This window comes from Methylobacterium sp. 1973 (assembly GCF_040545035.1).
Taxonomy (GTDB): Bacteria; Pseudomonadota; Alphaproteobacteria; order Rhizobiales; family Beijerinckiaceae; genus Methylobacterium; species Methylobacterium fujisawaense.
This window is the reverse complement of the sequence record NZ_JBEPLA010000001.1, coordinates 101,423-117,412: the sequence shown is the minus strand read 5'-3', so window position 1 is coordinate 117,412 and position 15,990 is coordinate 101,423. Positions and strand designations below refer to the sequence as shown.

Genomic DNA, 15,990 nt, shown 5'->3' with positions numbered 1-15,990 from the left:
GCTCAGCGGAGGGTGAGCAGGACGGGCGCCAGTTTCCGCAGCGCGGGCGTCTTGCTGTAGATCCAGAGCGGATTGTGCTGGACGACGTGGGTGCACAGGCCGCGCTTGAAGTCGAAGACGGGACGGTTCACAGCCGGATCGATGCCGCCGAAATCGAAGACGCGGCAGCCTTCCGCCTTCGCTCGTTCCACGAAGCGCCAGACGGCGAGGGTGGCGGCGCCCGTCGCCCGGGCCCGCGCGTTCGAGGCCGTGTAGAAATCCGTGCAGCGCGTGTCCGACAGATGCGCGATGCGCACGAGGATGCGCTCTCCCTTCTCGCGGACGTCGAGGAAGAGCAGGTGCTCGTCCTCAGCCGCGATGTCCCGGTAGGCCTTCGGCTGCAGCGTCGTGGCGAAACCCTTGCGCTCCCGCAGGGCCGCGAACATCGCGGTGAAATCGTCGAAGGCCGACAGGCGCTCAGCTCGGTCTGTCAGGAAATGCGTCGTGACCTCGGTGTTGCGCTCCACCTTGCGCAGGGCCTTGCGCCAGCGCTGCTCCATACCGGCCTGGATGGCGTCGAGATCCTGCGTCAGGTCGAGTTCGAGAGTGTGATCGTGGGCGCCGATCACCGGGGTGAAGCCGTGCATCAGGAGAGCCAGCGTCGCATCCCGGGTCTCGAACTGCTCGTAGTCGATGGCGAGGATGTCGAGCCGACCGAGGGCGAGGTGATCGATGAACGCCGCGAACACCGCCTCCGCGCGGTGTGTCCCGGCCTGGGTCAGCAAGGGGCCGCCTTGGACGTGGATGAACCGCGCCGGCCCCTTGCGACGGGTCTGCCACTGGATGAAGGCGAGATCCGCACCGTCGCCGGTCACCACCGCGCGCCGCACCGCCAATCCGCGCCGCACCTTGTAGGCGCCCCAGGGACTGCCGCAATAGATGTTGGCGCCCGGGCAAGCCCAGATCCGTCTGTCCCAGTCCAGGGCATCCGCAGTCTCCTGAACTGCGAGCTTGGCTGCCATGTCGCTCCTCGTCCTGCCCAGGCAGGGTTGTCCGCGCTGCACGCTCATCGATCAGGCGCGGTCGCATTGCATCCTTGCGCCGCCGATCGTCCACAGGGTGACTGCCGCACTGCGCGCCGAATCCCCGTCGTGTCCAGCGGGCCTTCGAGGCCTCGGGGCGAATCCGCGAAGCGGTGGACGACCGTCAGTTGCCGTACGGTCCGCCCCGCCCCGCGCGGCTGCGGTGCTCGGCCCCGATCGCTGAGGGCGAGCCCGGTCCCACGACCGGCTCCGTCGCCGGATCGGAACCGAGGCGAATGCGAGGACGCCGGCTCTAAGCTGCCGGGCGGGCCGGAACGTCCGCGGCGCGCGCGGCATCCGTCGCCCGCGGGCGGCGCAGCGTCGTCCGGACGATCGCCTCGATACCCTCGGCCGCCGAGGCTTCGGAGAACAGGCTCTCGTAGCGTGCCCGCGCCGCACGGCCGAAATCGCGCCAGCGCGCCGGGTCCGCGACCAGATCCGCCAGCACGGCGGCGATCTGCTCCGGGCCGCCCGACGGAACGATCCAGCCGGTCTTCCCGGCCTCCACCACCTCCGGAAGGCCGCCGATGGCGGTGACGAGGGGCGGAACGCCGTAGGACATCGCCTCGATCGCCACGCGGCCGAGGGATTCCGGTCGCTGCGACGGCATCGTGACCACGTCGGCCCAGCGGTAGAGCGCCGCGGGATCGGCGACGAACGGCGCGAGGGTGACCTGATCGGCGAGACCCGCCTCGGCGATCCGCTTCACCAGGGCCTGCTCGCGGGCGTCATCCTCGAAGGCGCTGCCGACGATGCGCACCTGGATCCGCTGGCGCACGGGTTCGGGCAGCGAGGCGAGGGCCTCCACGAGGACGTCCTGTCCCTTGATCCGGCTGATCCGGCCGAGCATCAGCACCCGAAGCGGCCGAGACCCGTCATACGCAGGCCGGTTCGGCTCCGCCGGACCGGCGATGCCGTTATAGACGACGCGGGCTGTGGTCCCGTGGGGCAGGGCGTAGGTTCGCTCGGTGGCCCGCGAGTTGAACACCACGTTGGCGCCGCTCCAGCGGATCAGACCACGCAGGACCTTCAGCACAACGCCTTCGGGGATCTCGTGGACATGCACGATGCTCCGGCCGGGCGCGAGCCGGGCGGCGAACAGATAGTCGGCCACCACGGTGGTGTTGATGTAGACGAGGTCGCTCGCGCGGATGCGACGCAACGCACGGATTATGGCGATGGGCAGCGTCAACAGACCCAGAGTTGCGAGGCGCGCCAGATTCTTGCGCCGCAGGATCCAGAGCGGTGCGATGACGATGTCGTTGGCGAACGGCTCCAGCCCGGCGACGATCGGCCCGCGCCGCGGGAGCACCACGTCGATCCGCGCGGTGGGATGGGCGGCCCGGATGGTCCGGACGGTCTCGATGAAGCAGCGATCCGAGCCGTACAACTCGAAGCCCTGATGGACGCAGGTGATCCGCAGACGCGACGCGGCGTCGCCCTCCGCGCGCATGGCGGCTGCGAAGGCGCGATCGTCGTCGCTGACGCGACCCGACTTGAATCCTGGGCTATCAACCATAAGTCTATTTCTGAATTTTTACAGCAACTAGCGGTTGTAATCGCAGGGCGCCGTGACTGTATCCTCGGGCTTTACAATAGGGGCCCTTAATTGGGAAGGAAGGTCCATGGCTGACCGCGCACCGAAACTACTTATTCTTGGCACGCGCGGAATTCCGGCTGCGCATGGCGGCTTCGAGACTTTTGCGGAACGTCTGGCGCTGTTCTTGGCCGGTCGCGGATGGCAGGTCGGGGTGTACTGTCAGCGGGACGTCGAGACGGTGCGGGAGCGCATTTCGACTCGCCTCTGGAACGGCGTCGAACTGATCACCGTGGAGACCGGCCTGAGCGGCCCCGCCGCGACTCTCGCCTTCGACGCCATCTGCACGCACGATGCGGCGACACGCGGCGGCGTGTGCCTGGTGCTCGGGTACAACGGTGCGGTGTTCCTGCCCTACCTGCGGGCGCGCGGCGGACGGATCGTGACGAACATGGACGGCATCGAGTGGCGCCGTCCGAAATGGTCGCTGCCCGTCCGCGCCTTCTTCTATGTCAGCGAGTGGATCGCCGCGTGGTCCTCGCAGCGGTTGGTGGCCGACCATCCCGGGATCGCCGACCATCTCGCCCGACGCCGCCCGCGCGCGGCCATCACGACCATTCCGTATGGCGGCGACCCTCCGGCCGAAACCGGACCGCCGCCCCTCGGGCTCGAGCCCGATCGCTACCTCGTTTCGATCGCTCGCATCGAGCCGGACAACAACATCCTGACGCTCGTCGAGGCGTTCTCACGCCGCGCCCGGGGCATGCGGCTGGTCGTCCTCGGCACGCTGAATGTCGGCAACCCGTACCACCGCGCCGTGGAGGATGCCGCCTCGCCCGAGGTGCTGTTCCCCGGCGCCATCTATGAGCCCGAGCAGGTTCAGGCCCTTCGGGTTCATGCGCGGGCCTATCTCCACGGTCACACCGTGGGCGGCACCAACCCGTCGCTGGTCGAGGCGCTGTGGGCAGGCAACGCCGTGATCGCCCACGACAATCCGTTCAACCGGGGCACGGCCGGCGACGATCAGTTCTACTTCTCGGATCGGGACAGCTGCGCCGCAGCGATCGCGCATGTCCTCGCCGACGAGGCCGCGGTCGCGGCGGCCCGCAAGGCCGCACGGCGGCGCGCCGAGCGCTTCCGCTGGGACGACGTGCTGGCCTCCTATGAGGACACGCTGCGCCGGGTCGGCGGCTACCCGCCGGCGCCAGACGTCTCGGCCCCCGAACCCGGCGCCGTTCTCGTCGGCGCCGCAGCCGGTCCGGAATGGTAGGCCCAAGCCGGCGCTCCCTGCTCGTCGGTGCCCTCGCAGCGGCGGGGGCGCGACCCGTCCGAGCGACGCCTGCGCCGATCGCGTTGCGTCGGGGCATCGCCCTGTGGCCGTGGTTCTCGCTGACCACCGAATATCCGCCTCCGCGGACCGACTATGCCTGGCCGCCCTTCCAGGCCGGCCGGCCGATACCCACGCCCCGCGACCTGGGGCAGCTCGCCGATCTCGGCTTCGACTTCGTGCGACTGCCCCTCGATCCCGGACCCTTCGTGGCCTTCACGGGCACGCGGCGCACCGAACTGTTCGATGCGCTCTCCGCCGCCATCGATGCGATCCTGGCGGCCGGGCTGCGCGTCGTGGTCAATGTCCAGGCCAATGCCGCGACTCACCATTACACGCCCGACGCGTTCTACGGTTCGGACCGGGCGCCGCTGTTCTCCGCCTATCGCGACCTCGTCGGCGCCCTCGCGCGCCTGTGTGCCCGGAAGGATGCCGGCCAAGTGGCCCTGGAACCGGTGAACGAGCCGCCGCAGGCCTGCGGCGCGCTCGCCTGGAATCGGGTCCAGAACAGCCTCCTCGAGGCGGCCCGGGCGGCGGCACCGGCGCTGACCCTGGTGGCGACGGGATCCTGCGGCAGTCTCGTCGCCGGCCTGACCGCGCTCGATCCGGGCACCCTCGCGCGGTTTTCTCCGCTGCTCTACACGTTCCACTTCTACGAGCCGTACCTGTTCTCCCATCAGGGGGCGACGTGGCTTACCGAGGAGCCGTTCTATCGCTGGCTCACGGCGGTTCCCTGGCCCGGGACGCGCGGCAGGCTGCGGGAGACGCTGGCGGCGATCGAGGCGCGCATGGACGCGGACCGCACGGTGACGCAGGCCGAGAAGGCGCGCGATCGGGCGGTGATTGAAGCGAAGCTGCGCGACTATTTCGAGGCCGCGCCCGGCCCCGCCTACATCGCCGACGCGATGGCGCCGGTTTCGACTTGGGCGGACCTCTACGGCATCGCCCCGGGACACGTTCTGATGGGCGAGTTCGGGGCCCTGCGCACCGATGCCCGGTTCACGGCGTCCCGGGCTCCGGACCGGGCCGCCTATATCCGCGACGTCCGGATGGCGGCCGAGACGAATGGGTTCGCCTGGTCGTTCTGGAATCTCTTCGACGGCCTCGGCTTCATGGACGACGCTCACGTCGCCGATCCCGCCCTCGTCGCAGCGCTCGGGCTCCGGAGCCGGTCCTGAAACGGCCGCCGATTCGGCCGCTCTTCGCTCCCAATCAGACGCGCCCCCGGGCGGGGAGGGGCGGGAACAGCACGATGAGCATCAGGGCGAACTTGGCGAGCAGGGTGGTCTTGCCGGCCAGGCCCTCGAAGGTGTTCACCAGGATCACGAAGGCCAGGATCGGCAGCCAGACCCCGCGCCGACAGTCCCGCGCGACCTCCGCCAGGTAGAGCCCCACCGCGATCACCAGCACCGCCGTCACCAGGATGCCGTGATAGAGCACGGCCGAGATGATCGAATTCTCGATACCCCATTCCAGCCCGTAGATCCGGCGCAGGGTGTTCACCTGCAGGAAGTCGGGGCCGAGCAGGAGCTGCCGGAACGGGATCGCGTCGAAGACCGAGAGCATGTCGACCCGGGCCTTGGCGCTGCCGCCGTCCGAGACGAACCGGTCCAGGAGGGTGTCGAAGAAGCCGGCAGCGGCCAGGATAGCGACCAGAACCGGCAGCAGGGTGAGGGCGAAGCAGGCACCGGCCGCCGCCGCCAGCGGAACGCGGCCGGTGCGCAGGGTGCGGTTCAGGGCCACGAGGCCCACGCCGCTCCCGAGAACCAGTGTCGTGACGGTGGCCGAGCGACCGCCGAACGTGACGAGGGCGACCAGCTGGAGGCCGATCATCGCGGCGCGGGCCATCGGCACCAGCCGGCCACCACCCTTGGCGAGCGCCAGGATGTAGCAGGCCGTCAAGGTCGCGTTGGCCAGCGGATGCCCCTGCAACGCCGCCGAGCGGGTGTCGGATTCGAACGCGACGCCGTCGAACCGATAGGGGAAGAACCGCTGGCCGCTCGCCAGTTCGAACAGGCCGAGCAGGGCGTTGGCGAGCATGACCGCGTGGAAGACGGTCTCGAGCCGGCCGAGCGTGGCGGCGTCGCGGTCCATCAGCAGGATCGGGATGAGGCCGGCGAGCACGAAGGTATCGATCGAGCCGGCGAGGCCCGCGCCGCCCCGGGCCGCGATCAGCGCGAGGAGCGCCACGCCGCAGGCGGCCAGGAGCACGCTGGCCGGGCGTCGGTTCAGCGCGCCTGCCACCGGGATCACGGGATTGCCCGCCCGCACCAGCGTCCAGCCGATCAGGATTACCGCCAGATAGGTGGCCGGGTGGATCTTGGAGGCGGCCGAGCCGGTGATCCCCTCGTAGTTGAGCCCCAGCACCCACAGAAGGCCGCCGGAGACCCCGACGAGGAGGAGGGCCCAGAGCGACAGCGCCGCCGCTTCCACCCGCAGAAGGACCCGCAGAACCGGACCCGGGCGCGCCACCGCGGCGCGGCGGCGCGCGACGGCGGTCTGCCGGAGGGTCCTCACGCGGTGCGCCGGGTGAGGAGCAGGGAGCCGGAGACCGGTCGGCCGAGGGCCTCCGACGTGTCGACGAGGTCGATCAGATCGCGCTGGCGCGTCGCACCGTTGCAGGCGACCAGCAGCAGCCGGTCCGCGGCGGCGGCCAGAGGGCCGAGCCGCAGATTCTCGGTCAGCACGCCGCCATCCACGATCACGAGGTCGAAGCGTCCTTTCACGCCTGCAATGAAGCGCTCGATGTTGGCGGGTGTCAGGGCGTCGCGCAGGGGCTTCACCGTATCGCCGAGTCCGATCCGGCGGGCACCGGAGGCCGGGTCGGTCTGCGTCACGGCGTTGAGGCTCTGCTCGCCGCGCAGCACGTCGAGCAGGCCGCCGGTGCCGGAGCCGTCGGATCGCAGATCGGCATCGATCCGCAAAACCCGGTCGCCGCGCCCGACCGCCACGGCGGCGAGCAGCGCGATCACGGCCCGGCGCTCCGCATCGTCGGATTCGCCCGAGGTCACGAGCAGCGCCAGGGAGCGGCCGCGGCTGCTTGAGGTCGCGGCGAGGTGGTCGAGCGTCATGCTCGCCGCGCTCGCGCTCGCGCCGCCCGGCCGCAGGCCGGGCAGCACCGCGACGACCGGGGCGTTCGACAGGCGCTCCAACTGCCGGGACGAGAGCACGGTCGGCGCGAGGTATTCCCGCGTCAGCGCGAGACCGGCGCCGAGGCCGAGGCCGCCGGCGAGGGCGGCGGCCACCAGGATCAGGCGCGGTGGCCAGCTCGGATCCTGCGGCGGCCGCGCCGCGGTGATGATCCGCGCGTTCGAGCTGTCGATGCTGGTCTGCTCCTTGATCTCGCGGGCGCGGACCAGGAAGGCGTTGTAGACCGAGCGCGCCGCGTCGACCTCCCGCTCCAGCTCGCGCTGCTGCACCGACGACTGGGCGTTGACCGCCGATTGCCGCTGCAGGCGCTCCAGCTCCGCCGCGAGGGTCCGTTCGTTGGCCTGGGCCCGCTGGGACTCGGTCTCGGCGGCGCCCGCGATCCGGTTCAGCTCGGCGTCGATCAGCCGGCGGACGTCCTGCATCTGCGTGCGCACGGCGGCGATGAACGGGTGGCGCTCGCCGAGATTGGTGCGGAGGTCCGCCTCCTTGGCCGCGAGTTCCGCGTACTGGCCGCGGAGCCGGTCGATCACTGAGGACTGGACGGCTTCCGGCATCGCTCCGGACCCGATCGCCTGCCCGCGCGCGTCGCGGATCCCCTGAAGGCGCGCCTTGGCCTCGGCGGTCCGAGCCCGTGCCGCGACAAGCCGCGCATTCAGGTCGGTGAGTTGCTGCTCGTTCACCAGCCGGCCGCTGGAGGCGATGAGGCCGTTGCGCGCCTTGTAATCCTCCAGTTTCTTGTCGGCGGTGTTCACGGCGTTCCGCAGCTCGTCGAGGCGCCCGCGCAGATCGCCCGCGGCGCGCTTGGCGGCGTCCGAGCGGGCCTCGGTCTGGTCCGTCAGGTAGGCGCCCGCGATGGCATTGACGATCCGCGCCGAGAGATCGGGATCGGTCGTGGTGACGACCAGATCGATCACGAACACCTTGTCGGCGCGCTTGACCGCGAGCCGGCGTCGCAGCTGGTCGAGGGCGCGGCCGCGCGCATCGACGCGGCGTTCCGGTCTCGGCCCGGTCAGCATCTCGCGAAGGGACGCCAACGCACGGGCGATGCCGCTCTCCTGCGGAACGCCGAAGCCCGGCACCCGCTCGAGGCCGGCCTGATCGACCGCCCGCCCCAGGACGGCGTCCGACTCGATCACCTTCACCTGGCTCTCGACCTGCGCGATGCCACCATCCGGCGACAATGCGGCGGGATTGACGTCGTTGGTGACGACCTGACGGTCCCGGGGATCGATCAGGATCTGTCCCGTGGCCGTGTAGAGCGACGGCGTGATCAGGGCATAGGCCAGCACGGTGAGTCCGAGCAGCAGCGCCGTTCCGAAGACCAGCCGCTTGCGCCGCCACAGGATCCGCCACAGGTCGCCCAGCTCGGCCGTCGTGTCCGGACGGTTCGGGCCCGGACGCTCGGGATGAGCCGGCTGCACGGGGGCGAGCCACGTCGCGACAGCGATGTTATGGTCGATCTGTGCCACGATCGGTCACCGTCGTCTCAATCCTGGTCGGTCCCTCGCGGGCGCCTTCTCTACTGCAAGAGTCGCGCAGTCTGCGGACAATGTATCGGGACCCCGATCAGCGCCTCAATCGCGCGGATGACTGGGGGCATGGTAAACAATCGGCACGCGGCGCGGTCCCGGATGACTGCGTCGTTCCGATTGTTGCTACAGCATGTCGGTGGCGCGCGGCTCGCACACGTCGCCGCATCGCGGAGGTCTGTCGGCAGGCCGACCTAGCCGGCTCGCCAGCCACGCAAAGACAGCGCCTTCGTGCTGCGGCTTTCACCGATACGGAGCGCTATCGGCGTGGATAACCTCTTTGGCGTGCTCTATTATCCCATCGGATAAATTGTATTGATCACATGGCGTCGTAGCATTGTCTAACTTCGCGGCCTGCGATCCAATTTTGGGTGCGCTCTTATGCAGACAGCCAGCTTCGAGGACCGGGCCGGTGGGCGGCGCGATGTCAGTGCCCATCTGCGTCGGATCGCGGCCGTGACCGGGGTGCCGGTCGCGGCCTTCTTCGGGACTCCGGCATCGCGCCCGCTGGCCGATCTCATCGAGCTGATCCGCCTGTGGCAGTCGGTCGCCGACGAGGAGGACCGCATCGAGATTCTCGCGGTGGCCCGGGCTAGAGCGGCCGGCGCGAAAGACGGCGGAGCGGCGCCGGCCTGAAGCGACGACCTGCGGTTTTTGGTACGCACGGCCCTGGCGGGATCGGGTCAGGACCGCTACATGATGACAGCGGGGCTGCAGAGTTCGTCAGGAGCACTATCCCCGGGGCCTTATCGACTCCCTCGGGAGCTGTCCCTGGCCTCGTCCCTGGACTTGGCCAACACGGCGCCCACCTACGCTGTAGGTTTCCCGGGATCGATCCTCCAACGGCTCACGTGGCTCCGCACCCGACCCCTCCCCAGGCCAGCGCCGAAGCTCCGGACGTCGCCCGAAAGGCGGAACTCCGCCGCGCGGCCCTCGCAGCCCGCGACGCCCTCGATCCCGCGGCCCGGCAGGCCGCCTCGGCGGCGATCGGACGCGCGCTGCTCGCGCTGCCCGAGCTTGCCCAGGCCCGTCTGGTGGGGGCCTTCTGGCCGATCCGCAGCGAAGTCGACCCCCGCCCCGCCGTCGAGGGCCTGCGCGCCCGCGCCCAGGCCGTGGCCCTGCCGCACGTCACGCCGGACGGCCTGGTGTTCCGCGAATGGCGCGTCGGCGACGACCTGATCGCCGGCCGATTCGGTCTCAGCGAGCCCGATCCGTCGCTTCCGCCGGTGGAGCCTGACGCGCTGATCGTCCCGCTCGCCGCCTTCGACCGGACCGGTCAGCGCATCGGATACGGCCGCGGCTACTACGACGGCGCGATCGCGCGCCTCTCCTGGGCCCGTCCGGTCCTGACCGTCGGCATCGGCTTCGCCGCCCAGGAGGTGGAGCGGGTGCCGGCCGAGCCGCACGACCGCCCCCTCCAGTTCGTGATCACCGAGTCCGGCGTGATCCGCTGCGACAGGATCGCCTGACCCATGCGCCTGCTCTTTCTCGGCGACGTCGTCGGGCGCTCGGGCCGCACCGTCGTGTGCGAGCGCCTGCCGCGTCTGCGTGAGCGGTGGCGCCTCGACTGCGTGGTGGTGAACGGTGAGAACGCGGCCGGCGGCTTCGGCATCTCCGAGGCCATCTGCGACGAACTGATCCAGGCCGGTGCCGATGCGGTGACGCTGGGCAATCACAGTTTCGACCAGCGCGAGGCGATGGTCTTCATCGCCCGCCAGCCACGCCTGGTGCGGCCGGCGAACTATCCCCCGGGTACGCCGGGCCGCGGCGCGACCGTCGTGGAGACGCAGGGAGGCGCCCGCGTCCTCGTCGTCAATGTGATGGGCCGCGTCTTCCTCGACCCGATGGACGATCCGTTCACGGCCGTGGAGCGGGAACTCACCGCCTGCCCCCTCGGCGCGGCGGCCGACGCCGTGATCGTCGACGTCCACGCCGAGGCGACGAGCGAGAAGCAGGCCTTCGGTCACTACCTCGACGGGCGGGCGAGCCTCGTCGTCGGGACGCACACGCACACGCCCACCGCGGACCACCGGATCCTGCCGGGTGGCACGGCCTACATGTCGGATGCCGGCATGTGCGGCGATTACGATTCGGTGATCGGCATGCAGAAGGACGAGCCGATCCGGCGCATGATCCAGAAGACGCCGGGCTCCCGATGGGAGGTGGCGGTCGGTGAGGGCACCCTGAGCGGCATCGCGGTGGAGACGGATGCGCGCGGCCTCGCCACGCGGGTCGCAGCCCTCCGCCTCGGGCCGAATCTGGAGGAAAGCTGGCCGCAATTCTGGGATTAGCGTCCCGTCCGGTTCTGCGGATGCCGGTTCGGCTTAGGACGAGGCGGCGGTCTTAAGCCTTTTGTGCGTCGCCGGTCCCGAAGGGGGTGGGCATAGCTTCCCGCTGACCTTCGCGAGACTTGATCGCGTGCGGGCCTACCCCCACAGTGCCCACGATCGGCGCCGGCATCCGGCTGCCGCGTAATGAGATCAGGTTAGAGCGACGGATGGCCGCCCGAGAAACCGGCGACGTTAACAAGGGGCCGCTGGCACAACCCGGGATCTATCTCGGGCGCATGGTCATCTTCTTGATCCTGGTGGGCTTCCTGGCCTTCATCCTGTTCAGGCAGATCACCCCGGCCTTCCTGGCCAATCCCGGACTCAACGGTCTCATCCTCGGGGTGTTGCTGATCGCGGTCCTGATCGCCTTCGGTCAGGTTGTGCGGCTCTTCCGCGAGACCGCCTACGTCAACGCCGTCGCCAACGGCGGGCCGGTGAAACGGCCGCCGGCCCTGCTGGCGCCGATGGCGCCGATGATCGCCGCGCGGGCTGGAGGCGCCACCCTGCCGGGCACCACCGGCTATCTGGACACGATCGCGGTGCGCCTCGACGAGGGCCGCGACATCCTGCGCTACATCGCCGGCATCCTGATCCTACTCGGCCTGCTCGGGACCTTCTGGGGCCTCATCGATACGCTGTCGGCGGTGGGCGGCGTCATCAAGGGTATGCGCGGTGGCGGCGATGCCGGCGTGATGTTCGACGAACTGAAATCCGGTCTTGCGGTGCCGCTCTCAGGCATCGGCCTGGCCTTCTCGGCCTCGCTGTTCGGCTTGGCCTCGTCTCTGATCACCGGCTTCCTGGAACTGCAGGCGGGGCAGGCCCATGCCCGGTTCCACAACGAATTGCAGGACTGGCTGATGTCCGGCGCGACCGCGCCTGAGGCCGTGGCGACCGTCGCGGCGGTGCGGCCTGCCGCGGGCACGCAGGAATTGAAGGACGCCGTCGACCGCCTGACGGCTCTGGTGGCCGAGGGCGGCGGGAGCCGCGCGGCGACGCAGGCGATGACCAATCTCGCCGAGGGCATCCAAGGTCTCGTCCAGCACATGCGCGCCGAGCAGCAGATGATCCGCGACTGGGTGGAGGCGCAGGCCAGCCGTGAGCGCGAGCTGAAGCAGGTGCTCGACCGGCTGGGCCGGGAGCGCGTCTAGTGGCCTCCACGGCGACGCGGACCCGGCGCACACTCAATGTCTGGCCCGGCTACGTCGACGCGCTGGCGACGCTGCTCCTCTCGGTGGTCTTCCTGCTCACGGTGTTCGTGGTGGGGCAGTTCTTCCTGTCGCAGGAGCTGACCGGCCGGGACGAGACGCTGGCCAAGCTCAACCGCCAGATCTCCGACCTCACCGATCTGCTCGCTTTGGAGCGGACGAACCGCCGGAATCAGGAGGAGGAGGCGCGGAACCTCCGCACGACCCTCGCCGGCGTCGAGGCCGAGCGCGACCGGGCCAAGGTGCAGGCCGAGGCCGCGACCGTCAGCCAGGGCGCCGCGGGTACGCTCGACAAGCAGCTGGAGGCCGAACGCGGGGCGACGAAGCGGGCGCTGTCTCAGATCGACCTGCTGAACGAGCAGATCAGCGCCATGCGCCGGCAGCTCGCTGCCCTGGAGGACGCCCTCTCGGCCTCCGAGAGCCGCGACCGGGAATCCCAGGCGCGGATCGCCGAACTCGGCAGCCGGCTGAACGTCGCCCTCGCACAGAAAGTTCAGGAACTGGCCCGCTACCGGTCCGACTTCTTCGGCCGCCTGCGCCAGATCCTCGGTAACCGGCCCGACATCCGCGTGGTCGGCGACCGGTTCGTGCTGCAATCCGAGGTGCTGTTTCCGGGCGGCTCCGCGACCCTCAAGCCTGAGGCCGGGCCGGAACTCGACCGCATCGCCGGGGCCATCTCGGATCTCGCCAAGCAGATCCCGGCGGATCTGCCCTGGGTCCTGCGGGTGGATGGACACACCGATGCGCGCCCGATCAGCACGTCGCAATTCCCGTCGAACTGGTCGCTCTCGGCGGCGCGCGCCATCGCGGTGGTCCAGTACCTCGCCGGCAAGGGGATCCCGCCGCAGCATCTCCTGGCGGGTGCCTTCGGCGAATTCCAGCCTCTCGAGGCCGGGGCGACCGAGGAGGCCTACGCCCGCAATCGCCGGATCGAGATGAAGCTCACCGAGCGGTAGGGCTGCGCGGCCCACCCGGTGGCCTCAGGCGCATCCGGCCGCAGGATCTGAGCCGGCTCCCCCGGCGAGGTCGGGATCGCCCAGTCTTCCCGGTCGAAGAGGGCTATAAAGACGCAAAATTTGTGTCCAATTCAATCTGTATAATTTTTACATGCTATCATCGAAGCGTGTTTTGCCTCCTGTATTTGCGGTTCATTCGCGGCCGTCTTGACGGACCATCGATTTAACCTCTCGTTATCTTTGATGCTCCAGGGTGCCGGCGATCCGGGGAGTGTCATCGATGTCGAAGCTCAACCTGTTCCCGAACGCCGCTCGGCGCGACGTCAGCCATCTGCCCGGTCCGGCCACGGACGGGCACGCCGCTCGACGCCCTCCGGTGGGCCGCGATACGATGGAGTGTCTGGGTGACCAGGAGCCGCATGACGAGGCCGGCGCGATCGCGGCGGCCGTGCGGGTCTTCGAGGACGGGCTGATGCAAATGCAGGCGAGCGCGAGGGTTGCCGGCGCGGCGGACGCGGGTGAGGCTGTGGCCGACCAGGCGACCGGCCTCCTCGCAAGCATCGCCGGTCAGACGAGCCTCATGGCACTCCGGGCCGCAATCGAGGCGGTCCGTGACGGCGGGGAGGGGAAGGGCTTCGCGGTCGCCGCCGCGGACGTCAAAGATCTGGCCGGTCAGATGGCACGGGCGACGGATACGATCGTCGCGCAGGTCGGCCTGATCCAGGCCGCGGCGGAGCGGGCGCAGGGCGGGGCTGGGCATCGTCATCGCCGCGTCGCGCAGGCCTCCGCCCAGTGAGCGGCGCCGGTCGTCGCGGCGATGTCCGAACCCGCTCCGGCTAGTCCGCGACCGGCAGGCGCTCGCCGCGGCTGCGGGGCTCCTTGCCCCGTGCCGTTTCGTCCAGCGCATCGGTGAATTGCAGGTTCGCGAGCTGGGCGTAGAGCGCACCCTGCGCCAGAAGGCTTTCATGGGTTCCGGTCTCGACGATTCGGCCGTCGTCGAGGACCAGGATGCGGTCCGCGGCGCGGATCGTCGCGAGTCGGTGGGCGATCACCAGCGTGGTGCGGCCCTGCATCAGCGTGGCGAGGGCGGCCTGGACCGCGCGCTCGGACTCGGCATCCAGCGCCGATGTCGCCTCGTCGAGGAGGAGGATCGGCGCGTCCTTGAGGATTGCCCGCGCGATGGCGATGCGCTGCCTCTGACCGCCGGAGAGGGTCACGCCGCGCTCGCCGACCTGGGTGGCGTAGCCCTGCGGCAGCGCCGTGACGAAACCGTGCGCGTTGGCGAGTTCGGCCGCGCGCCGGACCTCCGCCTCGCCGGCCTCCGGTCGGCCGTAACGGATATTCTCGGTGACGGTCCCGGAGAACACCACCGGGTCCTGCGGGACCAGGGCGATGCGGGAACGCAGGTGCTCGGGGTCGACCCGGGCGATGTCCGTGCCATCCACCAGGATCCGGCCGCTCTGCGGATCGTAGAAGCGCAGCAGCAGCTGGAACACCGTCGATTTGCCGGCGCCGGACGGGCCCACGATGGCGATGCGCTCGCCGGGTGCGGCCGTGAAGCTCAACCCGCCCAGGGCGGCATGTTCCGGTCGGGTCGGATAGGCGAAGCGCACTTCCTCGAACGACACCGCACCCCGCGCAGGCTCGGGAAGCGCCATGACGGGCGACGGCGCGCGAATTGCGGGTTCGGCTGCGAGGATCTCGGTGAGCCGCTCGGCCGCCCCGGCCGACATGGCGAGGTCGCCGTAGACCTCGGAGAGCTGGCCGAGGGCGCCCGCGCCGAACACGGCGTAGAGCACGAATTGCGAGAGTTCGCCGCCCGTCATCGTGTGATTGAGGACGCCCTGGGCGCCGTACCACATCACCCCGACAACCGAGGCCGAGATCAGGAAGATCGCGACCCCCGTGAGCAGGGCCCGGGCGCGGATCGAGGCGCGGGCGGCCAGGTAGGCCTCCTCGGAGGCTGCGGCGAACCGGGCCGCCGTCGCGGCCGAGCGGCCGAAGGCCTGCATGGTGCGCACCGCCCCGACGGCCTCGGCCGCGTACGCGGAGGCATCGGCGAGGCGGTCCTGGGCCGCACGGGATCGCCGCCGCACGCCGCGGCCCGAGACGATCAGCGGGAAGACGATGATGGGGATTGCGGCCAGCACCATCACGGACAGGCGCGGGCTCGTCACGACCATCATGGCCGTGGCGCCCACGAACAGGAACAGGTTGCGCAGCAGGATCGAGACCGAGACCCCGAAGGCCGACTTGATCTGCGTCGCGTCCGCGGTGAGCCGGGAGACGATCTCGCCGGATTGCGACCGGTCGAAGAAGGCGGGGTCGAGCAGGGTCAGCCGGGCGAAGACCGCGCTGCGGAGATCCGCGACCACCCGCTCGCCCAGGGACACCACCGTGTAGACGCGGGCCGCGCTCGACAGCGCGAAGGCCGCGACGACGCCGAGCAGAGCCAGGAAATAGGCATCGATCACCCCCGAACCGTCGGCGGTGAACCCGTGGTCGATGACCCGACGCATGGCGATCGGCACGACCAGCGTCGAGGCGGAGGCGCAGACGAGGGCGATCAGGCCCGCGGCGATCCGCACGCGGTAGCGCAGGGCGAAGGGGATGAGCGGCCGGAGGGCGCTCAGCGGGGCTTTGGGTCGGCCATCCGCGGCCGCCTTGGTCTTACGGGCCATCACGCCTCACGTGTTTTCTTTGTCCCGGTCCGCGGCGCTTGTGACCGGGGAGCGGCTGCGGTATAGGCCGCCGCTCATCCGATTGCGTGTGTTCAATGGCCGCGGGCCGCCACCACGGTCGGCTTGGACGTGCCGTTGCCACGAACCCATGGTTCGGTGCAACCGGTGATATCTTCCGCATTCCGGGCCGGGCGGCGCCTCCTGCGCTTCCCGC

At 70.1% G+C, this 15,990-nt stretch carries 13 protein-coding genes and 1 other RNA gene; 9 read left to right on the top strand and 5 right to left on the bottom strand.

The genetic code is table 11. The annotated features are described in order from the left end of the window. Nucleotides 1–2: 2 nt before the first annotated feature. Together ABIC70_RS00580 and ABIC70_RS00575 are read right to left on the bottom strand one after the other, a co-directional pair. Nucleotides 3–1,001, bottom strand: coding sequence for a lipid II:glycine glycyltransferase FemX (locus tag ABIC70_RS00580; protein WP_279898567.1), 999 nt, complete (start codon nt 999–1,001; stop codon nt 3–5). A 313-nt stretch (nt 1,002–1,314) separates the two neighbouring features. Beyond that, nucleotides 1,315–2,580 (bottom strand): glycosyltransferase family 4 protein, encoded by a 1,266-nt coding sequence (locus ABIC70_RS00575; RefSeq protein ID WP_279898568.1) that lies wholly within the window; start codon nt 2,578–2,580, stop codon nt 1,315–1,317. Nucleotides 2,581–2,686: 106 nt separating this feature from the next. On the opposite strand from ABIC70_RS00575, the gene ABIC70_RS00570 reads away from it, so the two are divergent. Together ABIC70_RS00570 and ABIC70_RS00565 are read left to right on the top strand one after the other, a co-directional pair. Continuing rightward, nucleotides 2,687–3,868: a DUF1972 domain-containing protein gene (locus ABIC70_RS00570; protein ID WP_354438597.1), complete on the top strand. Its 1,182-nt coding sequence runs from the start codon at nt 2,687–2,689 to the stop codon at nt 3,866–3,868. Then, nucleotides 3,862–5,103, top strand: a complete 1,242-nt coding sequence (locus ABIC70_RS00565) for a glycoside hydrolase family 5 protein (protein WP_354438595.1) — start codon at nt 3,862–3,864, stop codon at nt 5,101–5,103. Before ABIC70_RS00570 ends, ABIC70_RS00565 begins: the two co-directional genes overlap by 7 nt. Nucleotides 5,104–5,137: 34 nt before the next feature. Here the strand turns inward: ABIC70_RS00565 and ABIC70_RS00560 are convergent, their stop codons facing one another. After that, complete coding sequence (locus ABIC70_RS00560) at nt 5,138–6,442, bottom strand: VpsF family polysaccharide biosynthesis protein (protein WP_354438593.1); 1,305 nt, start codon at nt 6,440–6,442, stop codon at nt 5,138–5,140. Then, entirely contained in the window at nt 6,439–8,544 is a 2,106-nt protein-coding gene (locus ABIC70_RS00555; RefSeq protein WP_274926258.1) for a GumC family protein, read from the bottom strand. The genes ABIC70_RS00560 and ABIC70_RS00555 overlap by 4 nt, the downstream gene beginning before the upstream one ends. Before the next feature lie 441 nt (nt 8,545–8,985). On the opposite strand from ABIC70_RS00555, the gene ABIC70_RS00550 reads away from it, so the two are divergent. The 7 genes from ABIC70_RS00550 to ABIC70_RS00520 all read left to right on the top strand — a co-directional run bounded on the left by ABIC70_RS00550 (nt 8,986) and on the right by ABIC70_RS00520 (nt 13,891). Then, a complete protein-coding gene (locus tag ABIC70_RS00550; protein WP_354438591.1) occupies nt 8,986–9,240 on the top strand; it encodes a hypothetical protein in 255 nt (84 codons plus the stop codon). A gap of 69 nt (nt 9,241–9,309) precedes the next feature. Then, nucleotides 9,310–9,466: non-coding RNA, 6S RNA (ssrS, locus tag ABIC70_RS00545), on the top strand. Then, nucleotides 9,456–10,073 (top strand): 5-formyltetrahydrofolate cyclo-ligase, encoded by a 618-nt coding sequence (locus ABIC70_RS00540; protein WP_354438590.1) that lies wholly within the window; start codon nt 9,456–9,458, stop codon nt 10,071–10,073. The genes ssrS and ABIC70_RS00540 overlap by 11 nt, the downstream gene beginning before the upstream one ends. 3 nt (nt 10,074–10,076) lie before the next feature. Beyond that, on the top strand, nt 10,077–10,895 hold the full coding sequence (locus ABIC70_RS00535) for a TIGR00282 family metallophosphoesterase (RefSeq protein ID WP_043382652.1): 819 nt from the start codon (nt 10,077–10,079) through the stop codon (nt 10,893–10,895). 206 nt (nt 10,896–11,101) lie between these two features. Further along, nucleotides 11,102–12,082: a MotA/TolQ/ExbB proton channel family protein gene (locus ABIC70_RS00530; RefSeq protein WP_043382654.1), complete on the top strand. Its 981-nt coding sequence runs from the start codon at nt 11,102–11,104 to the stop codon at nt 12,080–12,082. Beyond that, nucleotides 12,082–13,095: a peptidoglycan -binding protein gene (locus ABIC70_RS00525; RefSeq protein WP_043352140.1), complete on the top strand. Its 1,014-nt coding sequence runs from the start codon at nt 12,082–12,084 to the stop codon at nt 13,093–13,095. The genes ABIC70_RS00530 and ABIC70_RS00525 overlap by 1 nt, the downstream gene beginning before the upstream one ends. Before the next feature lie 280 nt (nt 13,096–13,375). Next, nucleotides 13,376–13,891: a methyl-accepting chemotaxis protein gene (locus ABIC70_RS00520; protein ID WP_342143624.1), complete on the top strand. Its 516-nt coding sequence runs from the start codon at nt 13,376–13,378 to the stop codon at nt 13,889–13,891. Nucleotides 13,892–13,931: 40 nt separating this feature from the next. On the opposite strand, the gene ABIC70_RS00515 is transcribed toward ABIC70_RS00520, so the two are convergent. After that, complete coding sequence (locus ABIC70_RS00515; protein ID WP_354438588.1) at nt 13,932–15,776, bottom strand: ABC transporter transmembrane domain-containing protein; 1,845 nt, start codon at nt 15,774–15,776, stop codon at nt 13,932–13,934. Nucleotides 15,777–15,990 lie beyond the last annotated feature (214 nt).